This window comes from Bacillus sp. BC08, from assembly GCF_054326875.1.
The window spans coordinates 45,312-64,630 of record NZ_JBTGPA010000019.1 but is presented as its reverse complement, the minus strand read 5'-3'; the positions used below and the strand labels follow the sequence as shown (position 1 = coordinate 64,630).

At 36.8% G+C, this 19,319-nt stretch carries 21 protein-coding genes and 1 other annotated feature; of the genes, 9 read left to right on the top strand and 12 right to left on the bottom strand.

Annotation, left to right across the window (positions count from 1 at the left end; genetic code table 11):
* Positions 1-31 precede the first annotated feature (31 nt).
* Complete coding sequence (locus ACXVYO_RS03860) at positions 32-1,663, bottom strand: peptide ABC transporter substrate-binding protein (RefSeq protein WP_458466081.1); 1,632 nt, start codon at positions 1,661-1,663, stop codon at positions 32-34.
* Between the two features lie 319 nt (positions 1,664-1,982).
* Here ACXVYO_RS03860 and ACXVYO_RS03855 point away from each other — a divergent pair, with 319 nt between their 5' ends.
* Together ACXVYO_RS03855 and trpS are read left to right on the top strand one after the other, a co-directional pair.
* Positions 1,983-2,363 carry a DUF3899 domain-containing protein gene (locus ACXVYO_RS03855; protein WP_262743062.1) on the top strand — a complete coding sequence of 127 codons (381 nt, stop codon included), beginning with the start codon at positions 1,983-1,985 and terminating at the stop codon, positions 2,361-2,363.
* A gap of 105 nt (positions 2,364-2,468) precedes the next feature.
* Positions 2,469-2,685 (top strand) — a binding site (T-box leader).
* A 75-nt stretch (positions 2,686-2,760) separates the two neighbouring features.
* A complete protein-coding gene (trpS, locus tag ACXVYO_RS03850; RefSeq protein ID WP_061678727.1) occupies positions 2,761-3,750 on the top strand; it encodes a tryptophan--tRNA ligase in 990 nt (329 codons plus the stop codon).
* 289 nt (positions 3,751-4,039) lie between these two features.
* Here the strand turns inward: trpS and ACXVYO_RS03845 are convergent, their stop codons facing one another.
* From ACXVYO_RS03845 to ACXVYO_RS03815, 7 genes are all read right to left on the bottom strand, one after another.
* A complete protein-coding gene (locus ACXVYO_RS03845) occupies positions 4,040-4,786 on the bottom strand; it encodes a YjbA family protein (protein WP_000966116.1) in 747 nt (248 codons plus the stop codon).
* Positions 4,787-4,929: 143 nt separating this feature from the next.
* Positions 4,930-5,718 (bottom strand): DUF2268 domain-containing protein, encoded by a 789-nt coding sequence (locus ACXVYO_RS03840; RefSeq protein WP_458466080.1) that lies wholly within the window; start codon positions 5,716-5,718, stop codon positions 4,930-4,932.
* A 106-nt stretch (positions 5,719-5,824) separates the two neighbouring features.
* Positions 5,825-7,063: a beta-ketoacyl-ACP synthase II gene (fabF, locus tag ACXVYO_RS03835; RefSeq protein WP_000412652.1), complete on the bottom strand. Its 1,239-nt coding sequence runs from the start codon at positions 7,061-7,063 to the stop codon at positions 5,825-5,827.
* 31 nt (positions 7,064-7,094) lie between these two features.
* Positions 7,095-8,027, bottom strand: a complete 933-nt coding sequence (gene fabH / locus ACXVYO_RS03830; protein ID WP_001100534.1) for a beta-ketoacyl-ACP synthase III — start codon at positions 8,025-8,027, stop codon at positions 7,095-7,097.
* 229 nt (positions 8,028-8,256) lie between these two features.
* On the bottom strand, positions 8,257-8,433 hold the full coding sequence (locus ACXVYO_RS03825) for a ComZ family protein (RefSeq protein ID WP_001986215.1): 177 nt from the start codon (positions 8,431-8,433) through the stop codon (positions 8,257-8,259).
* A gap of 53 nt (positions 8,434-8,486) precedes the next feature.
* On the bottom strand, positions 8,487-9,359 hold the full coding sequence (locus ACXVYO_RS03820; protein ID WP_458466079.1) for an NAD-dependent epimerase/dehydratase family protein: 873 nt from the start codon (positions 9,357-9,359) through the stop codon (positions 8,487-8,489).
* A 29-nt stretch (positions 9,360-9,388) separates the two neighbouring features.
* Positions 9,389-10,123 carry a lipase family protein gene (locus ACXVYO_RS03815; protein WP_147807464.1) on the bottom strand — a complete coding sequence of 245 codons (735 nt, stop codon included), beginning with the start codon at positions 10,121-10,123 and terminating at the stop codon, positions 9,389-9,391.
* Between the two features lie 156 nt (positions 10,124-10,279).
* Here ACXVYO_RS03815 and ACXVYO_RS03810 point away from each other — a divergent pair, with 156 nt between their 5' ends.
* Positions 10,280-10,462 (top strand): YjzD family protein, encoded by a 183-nt coding sequence (locus ACXVYO_RS03810; protein ID WP_001211113.1) that lies wholly within the window; start codon positions 10,280-10,282, stop codon positions 10,460-10,462.
* Positions 10,463-10,499: 37 nt separating this feature from the next.
* On the opposite strand, the gene clpB is transcribed toward ACXVYO_RS03810, so the two are convergent.
* Complete coding sequence (gene clpB / locus ACXVYO_RS03805) at positions 10,500-13,100, bottom strand: ATP-dependent chaperone ClpB (protein ID WP_073517551.1); 2,601 nt, start codon at positions 13,098-13,100, stop codon at positions 10,500-10,502.
* Between the two features lie 211 nt (positions 13,101-13,311).
* Entirely contained in the window at positions 13,312-13,491 is a 180-nt protein-coding gene (locus tag ACXVYO_RS03800; protein WP_000531421.1) for a YjzC family protein, read from the bottom strand.
* Between the two features lie 492 nt (positions 13,492-13,983).
* On the opposite strand from ACXVYO_RS03800, the gene ACXVYO_RS03795 reads away from it, so the two are divergent.
* The 3 genes from ACXVYO_RS03795 to ACXVYO_RS03785 all read left to right on the top strand — a co-directional run bounded on the left by ACXVYO_RS03795 (position 13,984) and on the right by ACXVYO_RS03785 (position 15,236).
* A complete protein-coding gene (locus ACXVYO_RS03795; protein WP_458466077.1) occupies positions 13,984-14,793 on the top strand; it encodes a Cof-type HAD-IIB family hydrolase in 810 nt (269 codons plus the stop codon).
* Between the two features lie 104 nt (positions 14,794-14,897).
* Positions 14,898-15,038: a hypothetical protein gene (locus tag ACXVYO_RS03790; protein ID WP_000516816.1), complete on the top strand. Its 141-nt coding sequence runs from the start codon at positions 14,898-14,900 to the stop codon at positions 15,036-15,038.
* Complete coding sequence (locus ACXVYO_RS03785; RefSeq protein WP_458466076.1) at positions 15,039-15,236, top strand: DUF3813 domain-containing protein; 198 nt, start codon at positions 15,039-15,041, stop codon at positions 15,234-15,236.
* A 25-nt stretch (positions 15,237-15,261) separates the two neighbouring features.
* On the opposite strand, the gene ACXVYO_RS03780 is transcribed toward ACXVYO_RS03785, so the two are convergent.
* The gene (locus tag ACXVYO_RS03780; RefSeq protein ID WP_098682216.1) at positions 15,262-16,119 is read right to left on the bottom strand and encodes a YitT family protein; all 858 of its coding nucleotides are present in this window, start codon (positions 16,117-16,119) and stop codon (positions 15,262-15,264) included.
* A gap of 100 nt (positions 16,120-16,219) precedes the next feature.
* Here ACXVYO_RS03780 and ACXVYO_RS03775 point away from each other — a divergent pair, with 100 nt between their 5' ends.
* Positions 16,220-16,351, top strand: coding sequence for a DUF3941 domain-containing protein (locus ACXVYO_RS03775; RefSeq protein ID WP_001120851.1), 132 nt, complete (start codon positions 16,220-16,222; stop codon positions 16,349-16,351).
* Positions 16,352-16,479: 128 nt separating this feature from the next.
* Entirely contained in the window at positions 16,480-17,337 is an 858-nt protein-coding gene (gene prsA, locus ACXVYO_RS03770; protein WP_458466075.1) for a peptidylprolyl isomerase PrsA, read from the top strand.
* Between the two features lie 54 nt (positions 17,338-17,391).
* On the opposite strand, the gene ACXVYO_RS03765 is transcribed toward prsA, so the two are convergent.
* Positions 17,392-18,246: a CvfB family protein gene (locus ACXVYO_RS03765; RefSeq protein ID WP_458466074.1), complete on the bottom strand. Its 855-nt coding sequence runs from the start codon at positions 18,244-18,246 to the stop codon at positions 17,392-17,394.
* Between the two features lie 359 nt (positions 18,247-18,605).
* On the opposite strand from ACXVYO_RS03765, the gene ACXVYO_RS03760 reads away from it, so the two are divergent.
* Complete coding sequence (locus ACXVYO_RS03760; RefSeq protein ID WP_001040146.1) at positions 18,606-19,097, top strand: YajQ family cyclic di-GMP-binding protein; 492 nt, start codon at positions 18,606-18,608, stop codon at positions 19,095-19,097.
* Positions 19,098-19,319 lie beyond the last annotated feature (222 nt).

The window sequence follows — 19,319 nt, the reverse complement described above, 5'->3', positions numbered from 1 at the left end:
CATATACCCTTATTCATGATGGAAACCATTTTTAGTTTTTGAGTTCAACCCACTTATAGCTAAATTCTCCGCCATATTTATGTTCTAATAGGCCAGTAATTGAGCCACGTTGTAAATAAGCTTTTCCTGGTTGATATACTGGAGCAATCGCTGCATCTTCAAGCAGTTGTTTTTCCGCTTGTAATAATGCATCCCAACGAGCTTGTACATCAACTTCTGTTTTCGCTTTTTTAATTAAATCATCATACGCTGGGTTTGCATAATTTACTTTGTTTTGTGCATTACCTGTCGTATACATTTCAAGGAATGACATTGGATCCATATAATCTGGACTCCATCCCGCATATGACATTGCATAATCTCCACTTGCTTCAAGTTTTAATTTTTGTGCAAATGGCTGCATTTTTGTTGAAACTGTTAAACCTGGTAAGTTCTTTTCAAATTGACCTTTTAAATACTCTCCGATTTTTTTAGCATCATCAGTATCAAAGTTTAATAGCTCTAACTCTACTTTGTCTACACCAAGTTCTTTTTTACCAGCTTCCCAATATTTTTGAGCTTCTTTCATATCCTCTTTTATAAGCTTTCCGTTCTCTTCACGGAAGTCTTTTCCATTCGGACCTTTTGCTAAGCCTTTCGGAACAAAACCATATATCCCCTCTGAACCATCGTTTAAGATAACTTTTCCGATATTTTCACGTTCAAAGGACATTGCAATTGCTTTTCGGATATTTTTATTTGCTAAAAATTTATTCTTTTCATTTAAGCGAATAAATTGTGTAGATGGTCTCTTAATCGTTTTAAAGTCAGCATCTGATTTGTATTTGTCTACAAACTCTGATGTTAAGACTACACGATCAATTGCTTTCGTTTCATATAAATTTATAGCAGTTGAACGATCCTTAACAATATTGAAGTTTATTTCCTCAAGTTTTACTTCTTTATTTTCCCAATACGTTGGATTCTTCTTAAGTTGGAAACTTTGTTCATGCTTCCATTCATTTAATACGAATGGACCATTATAAAGTGTCGTATTGGATTCTAATCCGAATTTTGCTCCTTGTTCTGTTACAAACTTCTCATTCAAAGGATACAACGTCGGATAGACTGTTAAACTTACAAAATAAGGAACAGGGTTATCTAATTCCACTTCAAGTGTATGATCATCAATTGCCTTTACACCAAGCTCTTCAACTGGCAATTCTTTTTTGTTAACTTTCTCCGCATTTTTAACATCAAATAGTATGTAAGCAAACTTGGCACCTGTGTTTGAATCTACAGCTCTTCGCCAAGAATAAACGAAGTCTTTTGCTGTTACAGGTTCACCATTAGACCATTTCGCATCTTCACGTAACTTAAACACATACTTTTTGCCATCTTCTGATTTCTCATAAGATTTAGCGACACCCGGAACAAGTTTATCGTCTTTCCCCAGACGATATAATCCCTCCATTGTGTTATTCATGATGTTAGAAGATGCTGCATCTGTTGATAACGTCGTATCCATAGTGGGAATTTCAGCTGTCTCGGTTAGATTTAACACTTGCTTGTTTGAGGATTTTTCTTTTGCGCCTGCTTTATTATCCTCTTTTTGGTAACTACAAGCTCCTAACATACTGACCGTCAACGTCGATGCAAGTAATAACGGTATCTTTTTCTTCATGTTGTGTTGCCTCCCCTAATTGCACTTCCTGTACCCTCACTTGTAAAAAAGTAGAATTGAAAGAATAATCTCCAAGTTTCTACAATTTTCATTATACATATAATATAACAATTGTGAATATAGTTTTTTGTTTTTTTGTTAAAATTTTTAATAAAATGTTTATTTTTTTATTTTTTTGTAAAGGGATACGTTAACATTGCTACCATCATCTTAAAATCAGACCTTTAATTGCGTATAATTTTCAAAAAATTAATTCTAGTACATATTATAGCTTTTATAGTATAATAATTCTAGTAATATTTTGACGGAGGGGAACATTTTGAATAAAGTTTTTTTTCATACTTGTATACTAATTTTCATAGCGATAATCGCTTCTAGTATTGGCGCAATCCTCGTTTCATCGCAATTTTTGTTGAATTTTGTCAATATATCGTTTTATGCCGCACTATTTTTTATTCTTGTCGGCGGTTTTTTATTCATATTTCAAAATGGATTTTTTAACGTAACAATTTACGCCTTTCAAAGAGTGTTTGGTACAAACAAAAAAATTGACTCTTTAATTGAAGAAGCAGAGGAACCTGTCGATAAGAAAGAACGTATTTATAAAACATATTCATTCAAATGGACGTATCCAATTTGTATTACAGGTATCGTTCTTGGGTTGTTCTCAACCCTCATTAGCTTTACTATTTTGATGTAGTTTGCAAACACTATCCCATATGATATAATAATCAGCAAAACATTTTGTTATAAAACTTTAGTTCTTTCATATTAAAAGAGCTCAGGTAACAATAAATAAATTTATATGTATGCGATGATAAAGAAGAGTACATATTGAGGCAATTTCAGAGAGCTTGTGGCTGGTGTGAACAAGTAATTGCGCAGTGTGGAATGGGCTTTTGAGCACCAAACCGAACCGAAAGTAGTAGGCTTTGGCGTTATATCCAAACGTTATTATGGATTAGAGAGATTTCACAGTAGTGAAATAATTAGGGTGGTACCGCGGTCCATTCGTCCCTATAGTTTTTTGGGATGAATGGGCTTTTTTGTTTGCCTTCTCTTCCCTATCACACATTCAAATTTAGGAGGAATTACTTATGTCAGTTATCTTTTCTGGTATTCAGCCGAGTGGAACGATTACACTTGGAAACTATTTAGGAGCTATGAAGCAATTTACAGAGCTTCAAAATGAACACGACTGTTATTTCTGTATTGTAAACCAACATGCGATTACAGTACCTCAAGATCCCGTACAACTTCGTAAAAACATCCGCAGTCTTGCTGCACTTTATGTAGCATGCGGCATTGATCCTGAAAAAGCTACTTTATTTGTACAGTCAGAAGTACCAGCACACGCTCAACTAGGATGGATTATGCAATCAGTTGCTTATGTTGGAGAATTAGAGCGTATGACGCAATATAAAGATAAAGCTTCTGGTAGAGATTCAGTTCCAGCTGGATTACTAACGTATCCACCATTAATGGCTGCTGATATTTTACTTTACAACACTGAAATCGTACCTGTTGGTGATGATCAAAAACAACATATGGAATTAACACGTGACCTAGCAGAGCGTTTCAACAAACGCTTCCGTGAAGTGTTCACTGTTCCTGAAATTCGTATTCCAAAAGTAGGAGCTCGCGTTATGTCATTAACAGAACCTACGAAAAAAATGAGTAAATCTGATCCGAATCCAAAATCAATGATCAGTATGCTTGATGAACCGAAAACAATTGAGAAGAAAATTAAAAGTGCTGTAACAGACTCTGAAGGTATTGTGAAATTTGATAAAGAAAACAAACCTGGCATCTCTAACTTGTTAACAATCTACTCTTCATTCTCTGGAAAAACAGTAGAAGAAATCGAAGCAATGTACGAAGGAAAAGGATACGGAGACTTCAAAGGCGACCTAGCACAAGTAGTCGTAGATGCAATTCGTCCAATCCAAGACAAATATAACGAACTAATCAGCTCACCAGAACTAGACGAAATTCTAGACAAAGGCGCCGAAAAAGCAAACCGCGTTGCATTCAAACAACTACGCAAAGTAGAAAACGCGATGGGGTTAAGTAGAAAACGTAGGTAACTTATAAAGCGGCGGCTCGTTCAGAATGTGAGGGGGATGGAGCTCCTGACGTAGAGGCGCTTTTTGCCTCGCAGGAAGGCGCGAAGCCATCGAACATTCTTGCCGCTGGAGCTAGATTTCTTATAAAGCGGAGGCAGCTCGTTCAGCTCTGACTGGCTAAGGTTCTTTCGCATAGAAGACGCTTTTTGTCTTCTTATGCGGAAGGTTCTTAGACACGAAGAGCTCGCTGCAGAAGCTGCTCGCTGAAGCCAAGTTAAAACAAATTAAAAAACCGCCAATTGGCGGTTTTTCAATTTACCTTTTGCTCGTTTTCCATTTCCCATAACTTTTCAAAAAATGGCTGTCCTTTTACGAGACGCTCGCATAATTGTTCGTGCTTCTCAGACCAGCCTGTTTTCGCTTCATCATACAGTTTAGCCCAAATATCTTCAAATTCCATATGTTGAACCATTCCGTATGCTGATGGATCCCACTCTGTGAACCAATAGCGAATTTCTGCTGTGTTTTTCGTTGTATGTAATTGATCTAACGCCATAAATAATAATTGTTTAAGCTGTCGTTCTTTACGAGTTAAGCCATTCATAATGAAAGGCGATGGTGATAAAATATGATGTTCTTTTTCCATTTCTTCTACTTGGAACTCATACTTTTCTGCTTGTACGTTTTCTACCATCTCATATACCATCTGCTCTTGGCGCGGTATAAGTCTGCTCTTTCGAATTGGCACATTGTAACCAATTGTGTCAATCGCAATAATTCCTTTTCCATCTGTAACTACAAAGCAATACTCTTGCTGCAAACGTTCATGATTTTTACGAATATAAGCCTTATGATGTACGTCTTCCAACAATTTTTGCGGAAGCTCTAACAATTCGTCTTCGATGTAATGATATAATGTGGCATCTACTTTTAATAATGGCACTTGATCTAATAGCTCAATCGTATCATCTTTTCGCCATTCGTAAAAATGACAAACGTTATACCCATTTTCTTCACCTTCAAACCAATTTACCCATACATCATGTAGATATAACATTCACTACCCCTCACTTCACTACTGTTTGTATCAATCATTATGTTCAATTTTGCTAAACTTTATTCCACCTTAGGAAATATATTCTAATTATTATTTTTTCTTCTATTGATACTAAAAAAACAGGAAATAGAGCTCCTGTTTTTTTATATATGAAATGTATTTGCTTTATTCAATATTTCTTTCGCATCTATAGATAACAAAGAAAGTGTATCCATAGATGTGGAAGTTACACAATCTTTGACAATATGAAATCCAAGTGCATAGCCAAGCATCTTCGGATAAGAATGAAATCCATTTAATAAGATGTCGTGCTCCCTTGTTCCTCGTTTTATACTTATTCTTTCATGTACAACGTTTTTCCAATAATAAATAGCTTCTTCTTTTGAAAGATACGTCGTCCACGGTGCATTGTTTTTTTCTGAATATCTTTCCGTTACTGCTTGCTCAGCTAGCCCTTCCATAACCATCGTATCAAGTAATGTATACTCTGTTTCTTTCGTCTCAATTTGATGTAACCTGCATATGTGATGATATTCATGCGCCAATAACACTTTTAACTCTTCCACCGAATTCCGCCCACATACGAATAAGAAAATAACGTGACGCATAGATAATCCGGCCCTGCCGTTATACTCTTCTTGCACAGTTCGATTATAGGAATCTGATAATAAAATAAAGACAGGGACATCCGGACCTTTTAACCAAGTTTTCAGCTTCTCATACTCCGTACGTAATTCTTTCCAAACTTCCTTTTTCTCTAACTCTTCAATTTCTTGTTCTCCGCGCATAACCGGGCGATACATACCTTTAGAAATTAAAAAGCGATACAATCTTTCTTTTGGTAGCGGGATATACTTCGTAAACTTCTCACATAGCTTTTCTGGCCGTCCATAATATAGATGTAACCACTCGGCAGTTTCAACAATCCCCATCTTTATCCCTCCTTTTTCTTATGTATATGCAAAAGGAGGAAAAGGCGTAAAAATAAATAAGGAGTTTTTTCGCAATATATTGCGAAAAAACTCCTTATTTCATCTATTATTTATACGATTTAAATACTAATACTGCGTTATGACCACCGAATCCTAGTGAATTACTTAAAACCGCGTTTACTTCTTGATGTCTCGCATTATTCGGTACGTAATCTAAGTCACATTCTGGATCTGGTGTTTCATAGTTAATTGTTGGAGGAATTACTCCGTCTGTAATTGATTTAATAGAGAAGATCGCTTCAACAGCACCAGCTGCTCCTAATAAGTGACCTGTCATTGATTTCGTTGAGCTAATTGCTACTTTATACGCGTGCTCACCGAACGTTTCTTTAATTGCCATCGTTTCATACTTTTCATTCGCATCCGTACTTGTACCGTGCGCATTAATGTAATCAATATCTTCTGGCTGTAGACCTGCATCTGCTAAAGCTTGACGCATTGCACGCACGCCGCCTTCACCGCCAGGAGCTGGCATTGTAATATGGAACGCATCACCAGTTGCACCGTAACCAGCGATTTCCGCGTAAATGTGAGCACCACGAGCTAATGCGTGCTCTAATTCTTCAAGAATTAAAATACCTGAACCTTCACCCATTACGAAACCACTACGGTTTTTATCGAATGGACGGCAAGCTGTTGCTGGATCTTCATTGAATGTTAATGCTTTCGCTGAGCTAAATCCTGCAAATGCCATACTTGTTAATGGCGCTTCTGCTCCGCCTGTAATCATTGCATCCGCATCACCGCGCTGAATTGCTTTAAATGCATCACCAATTGAGTTTGCACCAGATGCACAAGCTGTTACTGAACAAGTGTTAATTCCTTTTGCTCCTGTTGCGATCGATACTTGACCTGCTGCCATATCTGGGATCATCATTGGTACGAAGAATGGGCTCACGCGGCGCGGGCCTTTCTCAGTAAAAATCTTAAATTGTTCTTCGTATGTTTCCATACCGCCAATACCAGAACCAATCCATACACCAATTCGAGGTCCGTTTTCTTCTGTAATTTCAAGCTTTGCATCCGCAACTGCCATTTTCGCTGCTGCTACTGCATATTGTGTAAAGCGATCCATACGGCGCGCTTCTTTTTTATCAATATATTTCTCGACTTCAAAGTCGTTAATTTCTGCTGCTACTTTTGCTGGAAATAGTTCCGGATCAATTCTTGTAAGTCGTCCGATTCCAGATACACCCTTTTTAATGTTTTCCCACGCTGTTTCAACATCTGTACCGACCGGTGTAACAGCTCCTAATCCTGTAATTACGACCCTCTTTTTTTCCATACAAAATACACTCCTTTTTTTCTCTCAGTCCTTATTTACCCCAACGAAGAGCGACTGCTCCCCATGTTAATCCGCCGCCAAAACCAACAAGTATAATTAAATCACCATCTTGAATACGTCCGTTTTGCAATTCCTCTACCATTGCAATTGGAATTGAAGAAGCTGATGTATTACCAAACTTTTCAATTGTCATACTCATTTTTTCTTGTGGTAAATTTAATCTCTCTCTTGCAGATTCCATAATACGAATATTCGCTTGATGCGGTACTAAGAAATCCACATCCTCTTTCGTAAGACCAGCCTTATCCAGCACGCGAAGACAAGATTCACCAAGTTGACGAACGGCAAATTTAAAGACTTCTCTGCCATTCATCATAACATACTCGTCTTGATATAGATGCTTACCGCCACTTCCATCTGCTCCTAATTCGAAAGATAGAACGCCTCTTCCTTCTGAAACAGCCCCCATTACGATAGCACCGGCTCCGTCTCCAAATAGTACTGCTGTATTGCGATCATTCCAGTCTACAATTTTAGAAAGTTTATCACTACCAACTACTAATACATTTTTATAAGTTCCCGTTTGAATAAATTGCTGCGCTGTAATCATTCCGTACATAAAACCAGCACATGCTGCACCTACATCCATTGCAGCTGCATGTTTCGCTCCAATCGCTTCTTGAATGACACAAGCTACCGCTGGAAACGCACGATCTGGTGTTACTGTCGCCACTAAAATAAGATCGATTTCCTCTCCACTAACCCCTGCATCTTCAAGTGCTTTTTTAGCAGCCTCTACGGCCATATATGAAGTATCTATTGTATCATCGGCAATGCGTCTTTCTGCAATTCCCGTTCTCGTACGAATCCATTCATCGGATGTATCCATTATTTTCTCTAAATCGTGATTTGTGACTACTTTTTCCGGCACATATCTTCCGATCCCTAAAATGCCCACGTTCACATCGCAGCCCTCCGTTTTATATCAATTATTATGACTTGGTACTAATTTTAAAACATAAATGTATTTTTGTCTAGAATATATTTCAGCTAAAACATAAAGCTAGGCATTATTCACTTTATTGTTTATTAAAAGAAACAGAAACATACCTTTCCTGTTTCTTTTGAAATATAAAAAAGCCCGAACCGCTTCTACTTACGGTTCGAGCCTCTCTTCCCTCAAAAAAAAGGTTTTATTCTTTATCTGCTTTCCCAAGCTCATATGCTTCGTTCATAACTTTCATCAATAACTCTAATACTGGTTGTGCTTTCTCCATATCAAGCGCAATTCCATTATCATCTAAAATGGCCTTTGCTTCTGGTAAATGCTTCATTGCGATTTGTAAAAATTGCATGCTTTTCTCATTCATATTATGTTCTTCCTCTCCATTAAAACTTTCACATACATAGTGTAACACGCTCGCTATCCTTCGTATAACTCTTTATATTTTTTCATATGTGCCAATTGTTTATTTAAACCGTATTCTAATGGGGTATTTCTTTTTATCGAAATAACCTCTACAGTTGAATCTCTTTCTTCCTCATTCTCTTTATTCACTTTATCCTCTGCACGTAAAAGGTTCATACCTTTTTTCCATAATGATTTTTTACCACTAAGTAAATTGTATATACCGAGATGCTCCTCGCTCATTCCATTTTCCCATAAGTATTCACATACATCTTCCACGTACAGTAGATCACTTCCGTTTTCCTCACTCGCATAATGGCATTCTTTCTCATCCAGTTCTGATAAAATGAGCTGATGGTACATCATAAAAGATGGTTGCCATGGCCCATATAATGTAGGAACTCGAAATACACTATATTGTAACTCTCCTTTTTTCAATCCTTCTTCCACTTTCGAAAATAGACGTTTATTTTCGGACTCATCTGTGTTTCCTACTTCAATAGAAGAAATTAGATTTAACTTCACTTTATGTTCTTCACACAGTCTTACAATTCGCTTTAAATACTGTAATATGACCCTTTCATTCCGAAAGCCACTTTGTTGATTTGGCTCATACAAGCAAAAGTAAACCGTATCGAACTTCTCTCCTTCTACTGATCTCCATCCATCTTCATCTCTTATCGAATAATACGTAAATAACGCATTTCGCCCAATTAACAATAACTTCTCTTCATTAATTTTTGTCATATTCTCGAATTCATCAAAATCAAGACCGTACACTTCTACTTCTTCTGCAATCATTTTATTCACAAGGTGATAACCTACAAACGTAAGTGCACCTATAATTAGCACGCGCTCCATACCACCAACCCTTTCTCCTTGAAACAAATAGCTCCTCATTTATGTATATGGGAGCTTCACAATTCTTCTTCATATTTTTTAAAGAAATCAGTCGTTTGCCTAACCATTTTATATTTCACATCTTGCAGATGGAATAAAACAGAAGTATCGCATTGATTGAATTGCCTCATTTTCTCATATTTACGTAACAACTGTTTTCTTCCTCTTTTTTCTTGTGTTGATACGAAAACTTTAACAGGTACACAAGACGGAAGAAGCGTAAATGATTTCTTATTTATTTTGGATTCTAACTCCTCTTCTTTGGAGTCATACGCTAAACTTAATTCCTTCACTAATCTTTTGTAAAAAAACTTATGCTCTTTCTCAAACTCCACATATTCTGGTAAATCTAAACACGGATTTAACATAATGACTGAGCGTATACATTCAGGGTATTTGTTCATCATTTCAAGTGCTACAAGTGCACCCATACCATCTGCCATAATGTGCATTTTCGCATTTAATGTCTCTTTTCTCAAAACAACGTCATATAAGCGTTTTGCTAGACGAACAGATTGGTCGTTTCCCCAATGTCTTCCGTATAAATTAGAAGAAAAGACCGTGTAGCCTTTCTCAATAAGGCCATGTAAAAAATAGGATCTACCTGCATGCTGTGTCCATAAACTTGTACCATTCTCAATAAAGTAATTGTAATCACCAAGAAGCATTACAGAAAATCCATTTGGCTTCTCCGGTAAATAAATGACACATGGTTCTTTTTCTAAATAAAAAAAACGTTCTGTAATACTCATTTTTCCCCCGCCTTATTTTCTAAACGTATAAAAGTACTCTTCTATAATGTATGAACGGAATGCAAATTTGCGTTGAAAAATCTACAAATATTTTTCTATATTCTTTTTTCAATTGTGTTACAATAAGGACAGATTGAACGAATAGAGGTGTAAAATATGCGTTTCATTTGGGCATTAATTTGGTCGTTCGCGCTTGTACATATGATGAGCTACGTAATCGGCTCTATGACTGGCGGTACATACGATTTTAACCAAGCGTCTATTTTCTCAGTTGTTCTTGCGGTATTAGTACTAGCAATTTCAGCTACAATTCCAAACGAGCCAGTAGAACAACACTAAAAAAAGAGTCCGGATTTTATCCGAACTCTTTTTTATTTTATTTTACATGAACGACTAATTCGTTATTTTCTACATCAACCACTACGTGACTGTTATCAGTAATCGTTCCTGCAATTAATTCTCTCGCTAATTTCGTCTCAACTTGACGCTGTACATATCGTTTTAACGGACGAGCTCCGTACATCGGATCAAAGCCAGCTTCTACAACAAATTCTTTCGCTGCGTTTGTTAATTCTACTGTAATATGACGGTCAGCTAAACGACCTTGTAATTCTTTTACAATTTTATCCACAATACCTTTAATTTCATTCGTTGTAAGAGGTTTGAATAAAATAATTTCATCGACACGGTTTAAGAACTCTGGTCGGAAATGTCCTCTTAATTGACCCATTACAAGTTCTCTTGATTCCTCTTTAATGGAGCCATCTGCTTCTAATCCATCTAACAAATGAGCAGATCCAATATTTGAAGTCATAATAATAACCGTGTTTTTAAAGTCTACTGTACGTCCTTGCGAATCTGTAATGCGTCCATCATCTAACATTTGTAATAAAATGTTGAATACTTCTGGATGTGCTTTTTCAATTTCGTCTAACAAAATAACTGAATACGGTTTACGTCTTACTGCTTCTGTTAATTGACCGCCCTCTTCATATCCAACATATCCAGGAGGCGCACCAATTAAGCGTGACACAGCGTGTTTCTCCATATACTCAGACATATCGATACGAATCATTTGCTCTTCACTATCGAATAAAGATTGCGCTAACGTTTTTGCAAGTTCTGTTTTACCAACACCTGTCGGTCCTAAGAAGATGAAGGAACCAATTGGACGGTTCGGGTCTTTAATACCAGCGCGTGCACGAAGAACTGCGTCTGATACTAAACTTACCGCTTCCTCTTGTCCAATGACACGCTCTGATAAAATTTGCTCTAAGCGTAGTAATTTCTCGCGTTCACCCTCAACGAGTTTTGCGACAGGAATACCAGTCCAGCGTGAAACAATATCAGCAATCTCTTCTTCACTTACTTCCTCACGTAATAAACGATTTTCTTGCTTATTATGCGCACCCATTTCTTCTGCTTCTTTTAATTCTTTTTCAATAGCAGGAATTTTCCCATGGCGAAGTTCAGCTGCTTTATTTAAATCGTAATTACCCTCTGCTTCTTCTAATTCACGGCGCAGACGCTCTAAATGTTCACGCAAGTCACGAACTTTGTGAATATCTTCTTTTTCTTTCTCCCATTTCGCTCTCATACCACTTGCAACTTCTTTTAAATCCGATAATTCACGTTGCAACGTTTTTAGACGTTCTTGGCTACCAAAGTCCTTCTCTTTTCCAAGAGCTGCTTCTTCAATTTCCAGCTGCATAATGCGGCGCGTTACTTCATCTAACTCTGTTGGCATAGAATCAATCTCTGTTCGAATCGTTGCACACGCTTCGTCAACAAGATCAATTGCTTTATCTGGTAAGAAACGATCCGAAATATATCGATCTGATAAAACTGATGCAGCTACAATCGCGCGGTCATGAATATTTACACCGTGATAAATTTCAAAACGCTCTTTTAAACCACGTAAAATGGAAATTGTATCTTCAACAGTTGGTTCTTCTGCTAATACTTGTTGGAAACGTCTTTCTAGCGCTGGATCTTTCTCAATATATTTACGATATTCATCTAACGTTGTCGCTCCGATACAATGCAGTTCACCACGCGCAAGCATCGGCTTTAACATATTTCCTGCATCCATCGCACCTTCTGTTTTACCAGCGCCGACGATTGTATGAAGTTCATCAATGAATAATAAAATGCGGCCTTCACTCTTTTTAATTTCATTTAATACAGCTTGCAGACGCTCTTCAAATTCACCACGGAATTTTGCTCCAGCTACAAGCGCACTCATATCTAATGCAAAGATTGTTCTATCTTTTAACCCTTCTGGTACATCCTTTTTCACAATACGCTGTGCTAATCCTTCAACGATTGCTGTTTTACCAACACCTGGCTCACCAATTAAAACCGGGTTGTTTTTCGTTTTACGTGAAAGAATGCGAATTACGCGGCGAATTTCACTATCGCGGCCGATAACAGGGTCAATTTTCCCCGCTCTTACTTCCGCCACTAAATCACGACCATATTTCTCTAACGCTTCATAAGTTGCTTCTGGATTTTGACTAGTCACTCTTTGATTCCCCCGAACTGTCATTAAAGACTGTAATAAGTTATCTTTCGTAATATGAAATTTTGTAAGTAATTGATTTATATCGCCTTTTTCCTCAGAAAAAGCAAGCAGTACATGTTCAACTGAAATGTAGTCATCTTGCAATTTCTCTGCTTCTTTTCCTGCTCTTACAAGCAGTTGTTGCAGAGCACCTGTTATATATAATTTACCTGCTTCTGCACCGCTTCCCGTTACTGACGGCTTTTTCTTAATTAAACTTTCGGCGCCTTGCTTTAACGCTTCTATATCGACATTCATTTTTTGAAAAATACGCACTGCTAACCCATCCTGCTCTTCTAATAATGTAAACAAGAGATGAACAGTATCTACTTCTTGATGATGATGAGATACCGCTAAAGATTGGGCACTCATAATCGCCTCTTGTGTTTTTGTTGTCATTTGATTTAAGTCCATCTTTACAGTCCTCCAAATGTTTGACTTTCTTTGACCTTTGATTTGATTATACGCCAACTGACTTTTTTATACAATAATTTTGCTTATGTATTTTCAAACTTATTATTGGAAAAAGAAAAAGAGTGCATTCATTATACAGGTGAAAAAGTTACGGTAAATGAAATTATAATGCCCCATAACAAAAAAGCCGCAATAATGATTGCGGCTTCTGTTACGGTTTTCTTTTATATGTCCACTGACGGTTATGATTTGTGTTATCTGGAAACTTTTCACCTGCAGTTAATTTCACCATTTGCGGATCTTTTACCATACTTCCTGTTTCACCAATTTCTACATAAATGCCATCATTTGGTGCTTTTTGTCCAGAACGAAACCTGCGATTTTGTCCCATTTCCATTCTCCTTCCATGACGTCTTTGCCTCATTAGTATATCCATTTTCAAAGAAAGCTTTTCTGTCATGTTTAGGAAACAAGTACTACATTTCGTTCTTGTACATATACATGAATGACACAAGCTTAGGAAGGAATTTCGTTCCTATTTGTAGAAAAAAAAGAAACCAACCTAATATAGGCCAGTTTCAAAGGAGAGTCAAACATATACGAGAAGATTACATGTTTATTATAAGCTTCCTCACATGAGCAATGTAACCCTTTTCACAATTTGTACATAATGAAAGAAACATTGTTTGAACTTTCTAAAAAGACGTTGACTTTTCGTAATTTCCAGCGAGAAATAGTAGACACCGTAGCACTTTGCGACGTAAGATGGGTATATAGTGAACTTTCCATCTTTGGTGGTCTCACCCAGTTTAACCTCTTATTTCTGCATATTAAAAACGGAAATACAGATAGAAACAAAAAAATTATTATAAGAGGTGAAATTATGAATAAACAACATTTAATCGCATTAGACTTAGACGGCACTTTATTGACAGACAACAAAATAATTTCCACTCGAACGAAACATACAATTGCAAAAGCAAAGGAACAAGGACATATTGTCGTTATTTCAACAGGGCGTCCATTCCGTGCTAGTTTTGATTACTATAAAGAACTCGGTCTGAATACACCAATCGTAAACTTTAACGGCGCTTACGTACATCATCCTCTTGATTCAAAATGGGGAACACATCACTCTCCTCTTGAGCTAGCAACAGCGCAAGAAATTGTCCGAGCTTGCTTTGATTTTGGCGTAAAAAATATATACGCTGAAGTAATGGACGATGTGTATGTTCGTGAAATTGATGAAGATAAAAAACATATTTTCGAATTCGGTTCTCCAAAGATTTTTACAGGAGACTTATTAAATATTTTAAACGATCATCCAACTTGCTTATTAATTGACGCACATGACGAACATTCTATTGCAATTCGTCAACATTTAACTGATATGCATGCTGAAGTAATCGACCATAGAAAATGGGGCGCACCTTGGCCGATTATTGAAATTGTAAAAAGCGGATTAAATAAAGCTGTCGGATTACAAAAAATTTCTAGTCATTACAACATTCCACAAGAGCGAATTATCGCTTTCGGTGATGAAGATAACGACTTTGAAATGATTGAATTCGCTGGTCACGGCATCGCAATGGGTAATGCTATTCCTGAATTAAAATCACTCGCAAACCATACGACGTTAACGAATGAAGAAGATGGTATTGCATTATATTTAGAAGAGGTTCTTGGATTGTAATCTAAAAATTCCCTGCTTATAGTTTCTCGCCAAACGCCCATACTATAATTAGACGCCGGATTATCGCGTCGAGTGTTTTCAGCTAAATAAAGGGGGTTTTTCGAATGGGTAAAAAGAACAAATCAAAACGTTTTATCCAACAAGGAGCCGATGCTGTAATGAAGCATGATGCAAGATTCCCGTACCGTGGTACATTAGCTGAGGCAGAAAAAGCGAGAAGTAACTCTTCTTTTGGAGGGGTTTAAATGGGGAACTTACTATTCCAACAAGCTAGAGATGCTGTTGCAAATGCCGTAACTTGTTCAAGCGGTGCTGAGCAACAAGATCTCGTATATAGAGCAAAAAACGCTTTGCATTCTGCTTATGCAAACTCTTCAACAGCTGAAAAAGCTCAGCTACGTGAAATGCAGGAGCAGTTGCAAAACATTACGAATTTGCATTAAAAAAGAGGACCAACTTTGGTCCTCTTTAATCTTTTCGAAACAACCCAAACACCCCGACCGTTTGCAGTACGTTTGTAAATGCACCTGGATCCACTTGTTTAATAACCCTCTCTAATTCATACAGTTCATAACGAGTAATAACAATCATTAACATTTCCTTATTTTCATTTGTATAAGCACCTGTTGCCGGTATAGTTGTGATCCCCCTCACTAAACGTGAGTGAATCGCCTTTCGTACATCCGCCCCATTCTTCGTAACGATTAATGCTGTAATCTTCACATGACGTGTATGAATTGCATCGATAATTCGCGTCGAGACATACAAAGTCACCAAAGTATATAATGCTTTTTCCCATCCATACACATAGCCAGCAGCGATAATGATCAGTGCATTAAAGAAGAAAAAATATGTACCGACAGGCTTGTCTTTTATTTTAGATAAAATCATGGCGATAATATCTAAACCACCTGTAGAAGCCCCCCACTTTAACGCAATCCCTACCCCAATTGCTGAAATAATCCCGCCAAAAATCGCATTCAATATGATGTCGTTCGAAACCGCCCTAACCGGGATAATTTCTAGAAACAAAGTCATAAAGATAACGCAAAGAAAACTAAAGAAAGTAAAGGCCTTTCCAACCTTTTTCCATGCTAAAATAACGACGGGAATATTAAACAAGCTAAATAATACGCCCGTTGATATGTGAATAGATAAAAAGTCACCTAATATTTGTGATAACAATTGAGACAATCCAGCAAATCCACTCGCGTACACTTTCGCTGGCGTTAAAAATAAATTCATTCCAATCGCGTTTAACAAACCTGCGATGATTACAACGATTAACTTCTTTATAAGTTCGGCATAATTCAACTTCAAATCCATTTCTAATCCACCCTTATTATTCATGAATGCACTGCTATACATAGTCTTTACGAAAAAGGAAATGATAAACGTACAACGTTTAGAAATGGAGTTGATACATATGCCACATACGAGTGACAACGACAAAAAAGCACGCGATAATAATGCAAAGCGTACGCAAAAAAATGAGCAAGAACAAAAAAATATTCAGCAAGGTAAACGTGCCTATTCTAAAAAGACCGATCACCTTTGATTCCATCGTACATCAACAGTATTGTTGATGTACTTTTTTACATTTTACAGGAAAAAACATTAAAAATTCACTTCATGTTCACTTCTATATTCTACAATAGCGATAACATATTCGGATGAGGTGTTGGCATGAGAGGGAAACACATTTTCATTATTACTGCACTAATAAGTATATTAATGCTAGCTGCTTGTGGACAAAAAAACGGCTCAGCTACAGTCGCGACGGCAACAGACTCAACCATTACGAAGAGCGACTTCGAAAAGCAGTTGAAAGATCGTTACGGAAAAGACATGTTATACGAAATAATGGCACAAGACGTTATCACAAAAAAATATAAAGTATCTGACGATGATGTAGATAAAGAAGTACAAAAAGCGAAAAAGCAATACGGCGATCAATTCACAGCTGTACTAGAAAACAATCGTTTAAAAGATGAAGCTGATTTTAAAAATCAAATTAAATTCAAACTTGCTATGAATGAAGCAATTAAGAAAAGTGTTACAGAAAAAGACGTGAAAGACCACTATAAACCAGAAATTAAAGCGAGTCACATTTTAGTAAGCGATGAAAACGAAGCGAAAGAAATAAAGAAAAAATTAGATGCTGGTGCTTCATTTGAAGAATTAGCAAAACAAGAATCGCAAGATCTACTATCAAAAGATAAAGGCGGAGATCTGGGATACTTCCATTCCGGTACAATGACACCTGAATTTGAAACAACTGCCTACAAACTAAAAATCGGCCAAATTAGCGATCCCGTCAAATCACCAAATGGCTATCACATTATTAAACTAACTGGTAAAAAAGATTTACAACCTTACGATGAAGTAAAAGACTCCATCCGCAAAAGCTTAGAAGCAGAACGTATTGCCGATCCTACATTCAGTCACAAATTACTACAAAAAGAATTAAAAAAGGCAAATATTAAAATAAACGATAGTGATTTGGAAGATACATTTACTCTTGCGCATGAGCAAGGGAATTAAAAAAGCACCGCCTTATTTTGTTATAACAAAATAAGGCGGTGCTTTTTATTTCATTTACTTCTTAAAGTACGTCCAACCTTCTTCTTGGTAAACCTTTTCTTCTTTCATCAACTTACCAAGCGCACGCTTAAACGCAGCTTTACTCATATTGAAACGTTCTTTAATGTCTTCTGGGTGGCTCTTATCCCAAAACGGCATTGCTCCGCCTCGTTCTTCCATATATGCATAAATTACAGCAGCATCGTCTTCCATTCCTTCTTCTTTACGAGGAAGAAGTGAAATGTTAATTGTACCGTCATCTTTTACGTCAATAATACGACCAGTTACACGTTCACCGATGCGGACTTGTTCTTTTCTTTCAGTATGGTGTAAGAAAGCACGGAAATGCTCATCAGTTAGTATGAATGAACCAACTTGAAGTGAACGATACACACGTCCATTTACGTTTTTATTACGCATAGATGGCGTCGCATCTACGATAATTTCTTGCATATCACTATCTCTTGCCGGAAGAGCAATAAGACGATCACGATTCGTTAATTTTAACGTACAATATAATTCGTCTCCAACTTCTGGCCATACTGGCATGTAAATCGGGAACTCATCAGCTGGGATTAGTATATCTTTTGATACACCAATATCAACAAACACACCTAAACTAGGGATAACTTCTACAACTTTTACCCAGTTCCAATCAAAAGTTGTAATAAGTGGCTCCTTCATTGTTGCTGAAACACGATTTTGGTGATCAAGGTATAAGAATACATCAATCGTACCGCCTTCTTCAATTTCTCCAACTAATTCGTTTTTATGTAGGAAAATTTCTTCTTCTTCATTCCCAACCATATATCCGATTTCCGTTTCACGTAAAACAGTTACCTGTTCAATCGCTCCTAATTGTAAATACATATTTTTTAATTCCCTTCTCTATATAAAGTGAAACTTTAGTCAGTGGGGATTTTGTTCATTCCCACTGATTGTCAACCCTCACCAATCAGGCGTTTACGGCAGTGGATCTCCCACTCAACTTCTTTGCTCTAACTGAATGCCCGTTAATGCGGGATAAAATTATCTTTTTTATCATTCCAAACAAAAGTTAATTATAACACGATTTCCCCTTTATTTGTCCAACTGCCCAAAATTCACTATAATAAAATGAGGTTACATGATTATAAGTATGAAAACACTTAAGTCTAAGCTCGTTTTCAGCTATACTTTAGTATGTACAGTACATAAAAAGATTAGAAATTTATTTGGAGGTGCTAACTATGGCAAAAGATAGTTCTTTTGACATCGTTTCGAAAGTAGAATTACCTGAAGTAACAAACGCAATTAACATCGCATTAAAGGAAATCCAAAACCGCTATGACTTTAAAGGAAGTAAAAGTGATATTAAATTAGAAAAAGAAGTACTAGTTTTAACTTCTGACGATGAGTTCAAATTAGACCAAGTAAAAGACGTTCTAATTTCTAAACTTGTAAAACGTAACGTTCCAATTAAAAACTTGGATTACGGAAAAGTTGAAGCTGCGACTGGTAACACTGTTCGCCAACGTGCAACACTTCAACAAGGTATCGATAAAGATAACGCGAAAAAAATTAACAACATCATTAAAGAAATGAAATTAAAAGTAAAAACACAAGTACAAGATGACCAAGTACGTGTTACAGCGAAAAGCCGTGATGACTTACAAGCAGTTATCGCAGCAGTTCGTAGCGCTGACTTACCGATTGACGTACAATTCATTAACTACCGCTAAAAAGAAAAACATCCTCTACACAGAGGATGTTTTTCTTTTTAGCCGGGAGGGAAACTCACAACCGGATAGTTAAAATGAAGATTTGATTATTATGCATAAATCAAGAAGGGCCTTTTGAAAATCAGCGCAAGACCACCCTCCCCGCTCAAATGTAACAAATTATGAGTATAAGAATATTTTCCACCCTTTCATGTAATGTAAAATGAGTAAGGAATTTGTTTT

Bases quoted from the DNA above. Each gene is read 5' to 3' on its own strand.
- ACXVYO_RS03860 (WP_458466081.1), bottom strand. From the start codon at position 1,663: ATGAAGAAAAAGATACCGTTATTACTTGCATCGACGTTGACGGTCAGT.
- trpS (WP_061678727.1), top strand. From the start codon at position 2,761: ATGTCAGTTATCTTTTCTGGTATTCAGCCGAGTGGAACGATTACACTT.
- ACXVYO_RS03845 (WP_000966116.1), bottom strand. From the start codon at position 4,786: ATGTTATATCTACATGATGTATGGGTAAATTGGTTTGAAGGTGAAGAA.
- ACXVYO_RS03840 (WP_458466080.1), bottom strand. From the start codon at position 5,718: ATGGGGATTGTTGAAACTGCCGAGTGGTTACATCTATATTATGGACGG.
- fabF (WP_000412652.1), bottom strand. From the start codon at position 7,063: ATGGAAAAAAAGAGGGTCGTAATTACAGGATTAGGAGCTGTTACACCG.
- ACXVYO_RS03825 (WP_001986215.1), bottom strand. From the start codon at position 8,433: ATGAATGAGAAAAGCATGCAATTTTTACAAATCGCAATGAAGCATTTA.
- ACXVYO_RS03815 (WP_147807464.1), bottom strand. From the start codon at position 10,123: ATGAGTATTACAGAACGTTTTTTTTATTTAGAAAAAGAACCATGTGTC.
- ACXVYO_RS03810 (WP_001211113.1), top strand. From the start codon at position 10,280: ATGCGTTTCATTTGGGCATTAATTTGGTCGTTCGCGCTTGTACATATG.
- clpB (WP_073517551.1), bottom strand. From the start codon at position 13,100: ATGGACTTAAATCAAATGACAACAAAAACACAAGAGGCGATTATGAGT.
- ACXVYO_RS03800 (WP_000531421.1), bottom strand. From the start codon at position 13,491: ATGGGACAAAATCGCAGGTTTCGTTCTGGACAAAAAGCACCAAATGAT.
- ACXVYO_RS03795 (WP_458466077.1), top strand. From the start codon at position 13,984: ATGAATAAACAACATTTAATCGCATTAGACTTAGACGGCACTTTATTG.
- ACXVYO_RS03790 (WP_000516816.1), top strand. From the start codon at position 14,898: ATGGGTAAAAAGAACAAATCAAAACGTTTTATCCAACAAGGAGCCGAT.
- ACXVYO_RS03785 (WP_458466076.1), top strand. From the start codon at position 15,039: ATGGGGAACTTACTATTCCAACAAGCTAGAGATGCTGTTGCAAATGCC.
- ACXVYO_RS03780 (WP_098682216.1), bottom strand. From the start codon at position 16,119: ATGGATTTGAAGTTGAATTATGCCGAACTTATAAAGAAGTTAATCGTT.
- ACXVYO_RS03775 (WP_001120851.1), top strand. From the start codon at position 16,220: ATGCCACATACGAGTGACAACGACAAAAAAGCACGCGATAATAATGCA.
- prsA (WP_458466075.1), top strand. From the start codon at position 16,480: ATGAGAGGGAAACACATTTTCATTATTACTGCACTAATAAGTATATTA.
- ACXVYO_RS03765 (WP_458466074.1), bottom strand. From the start codon at position 18,246: ATGTATTTACAATTAGGAGCGATTGAACAGGTAACTGTTTTACGTGAA.
- ACXVYO_RS03760 (WP_001040146.1), top strand. From the start codon at position 18,606: ATGGCAAAAGATAGTTCTTTTGACATCGTTTCGAAAGTAGAATTACCT.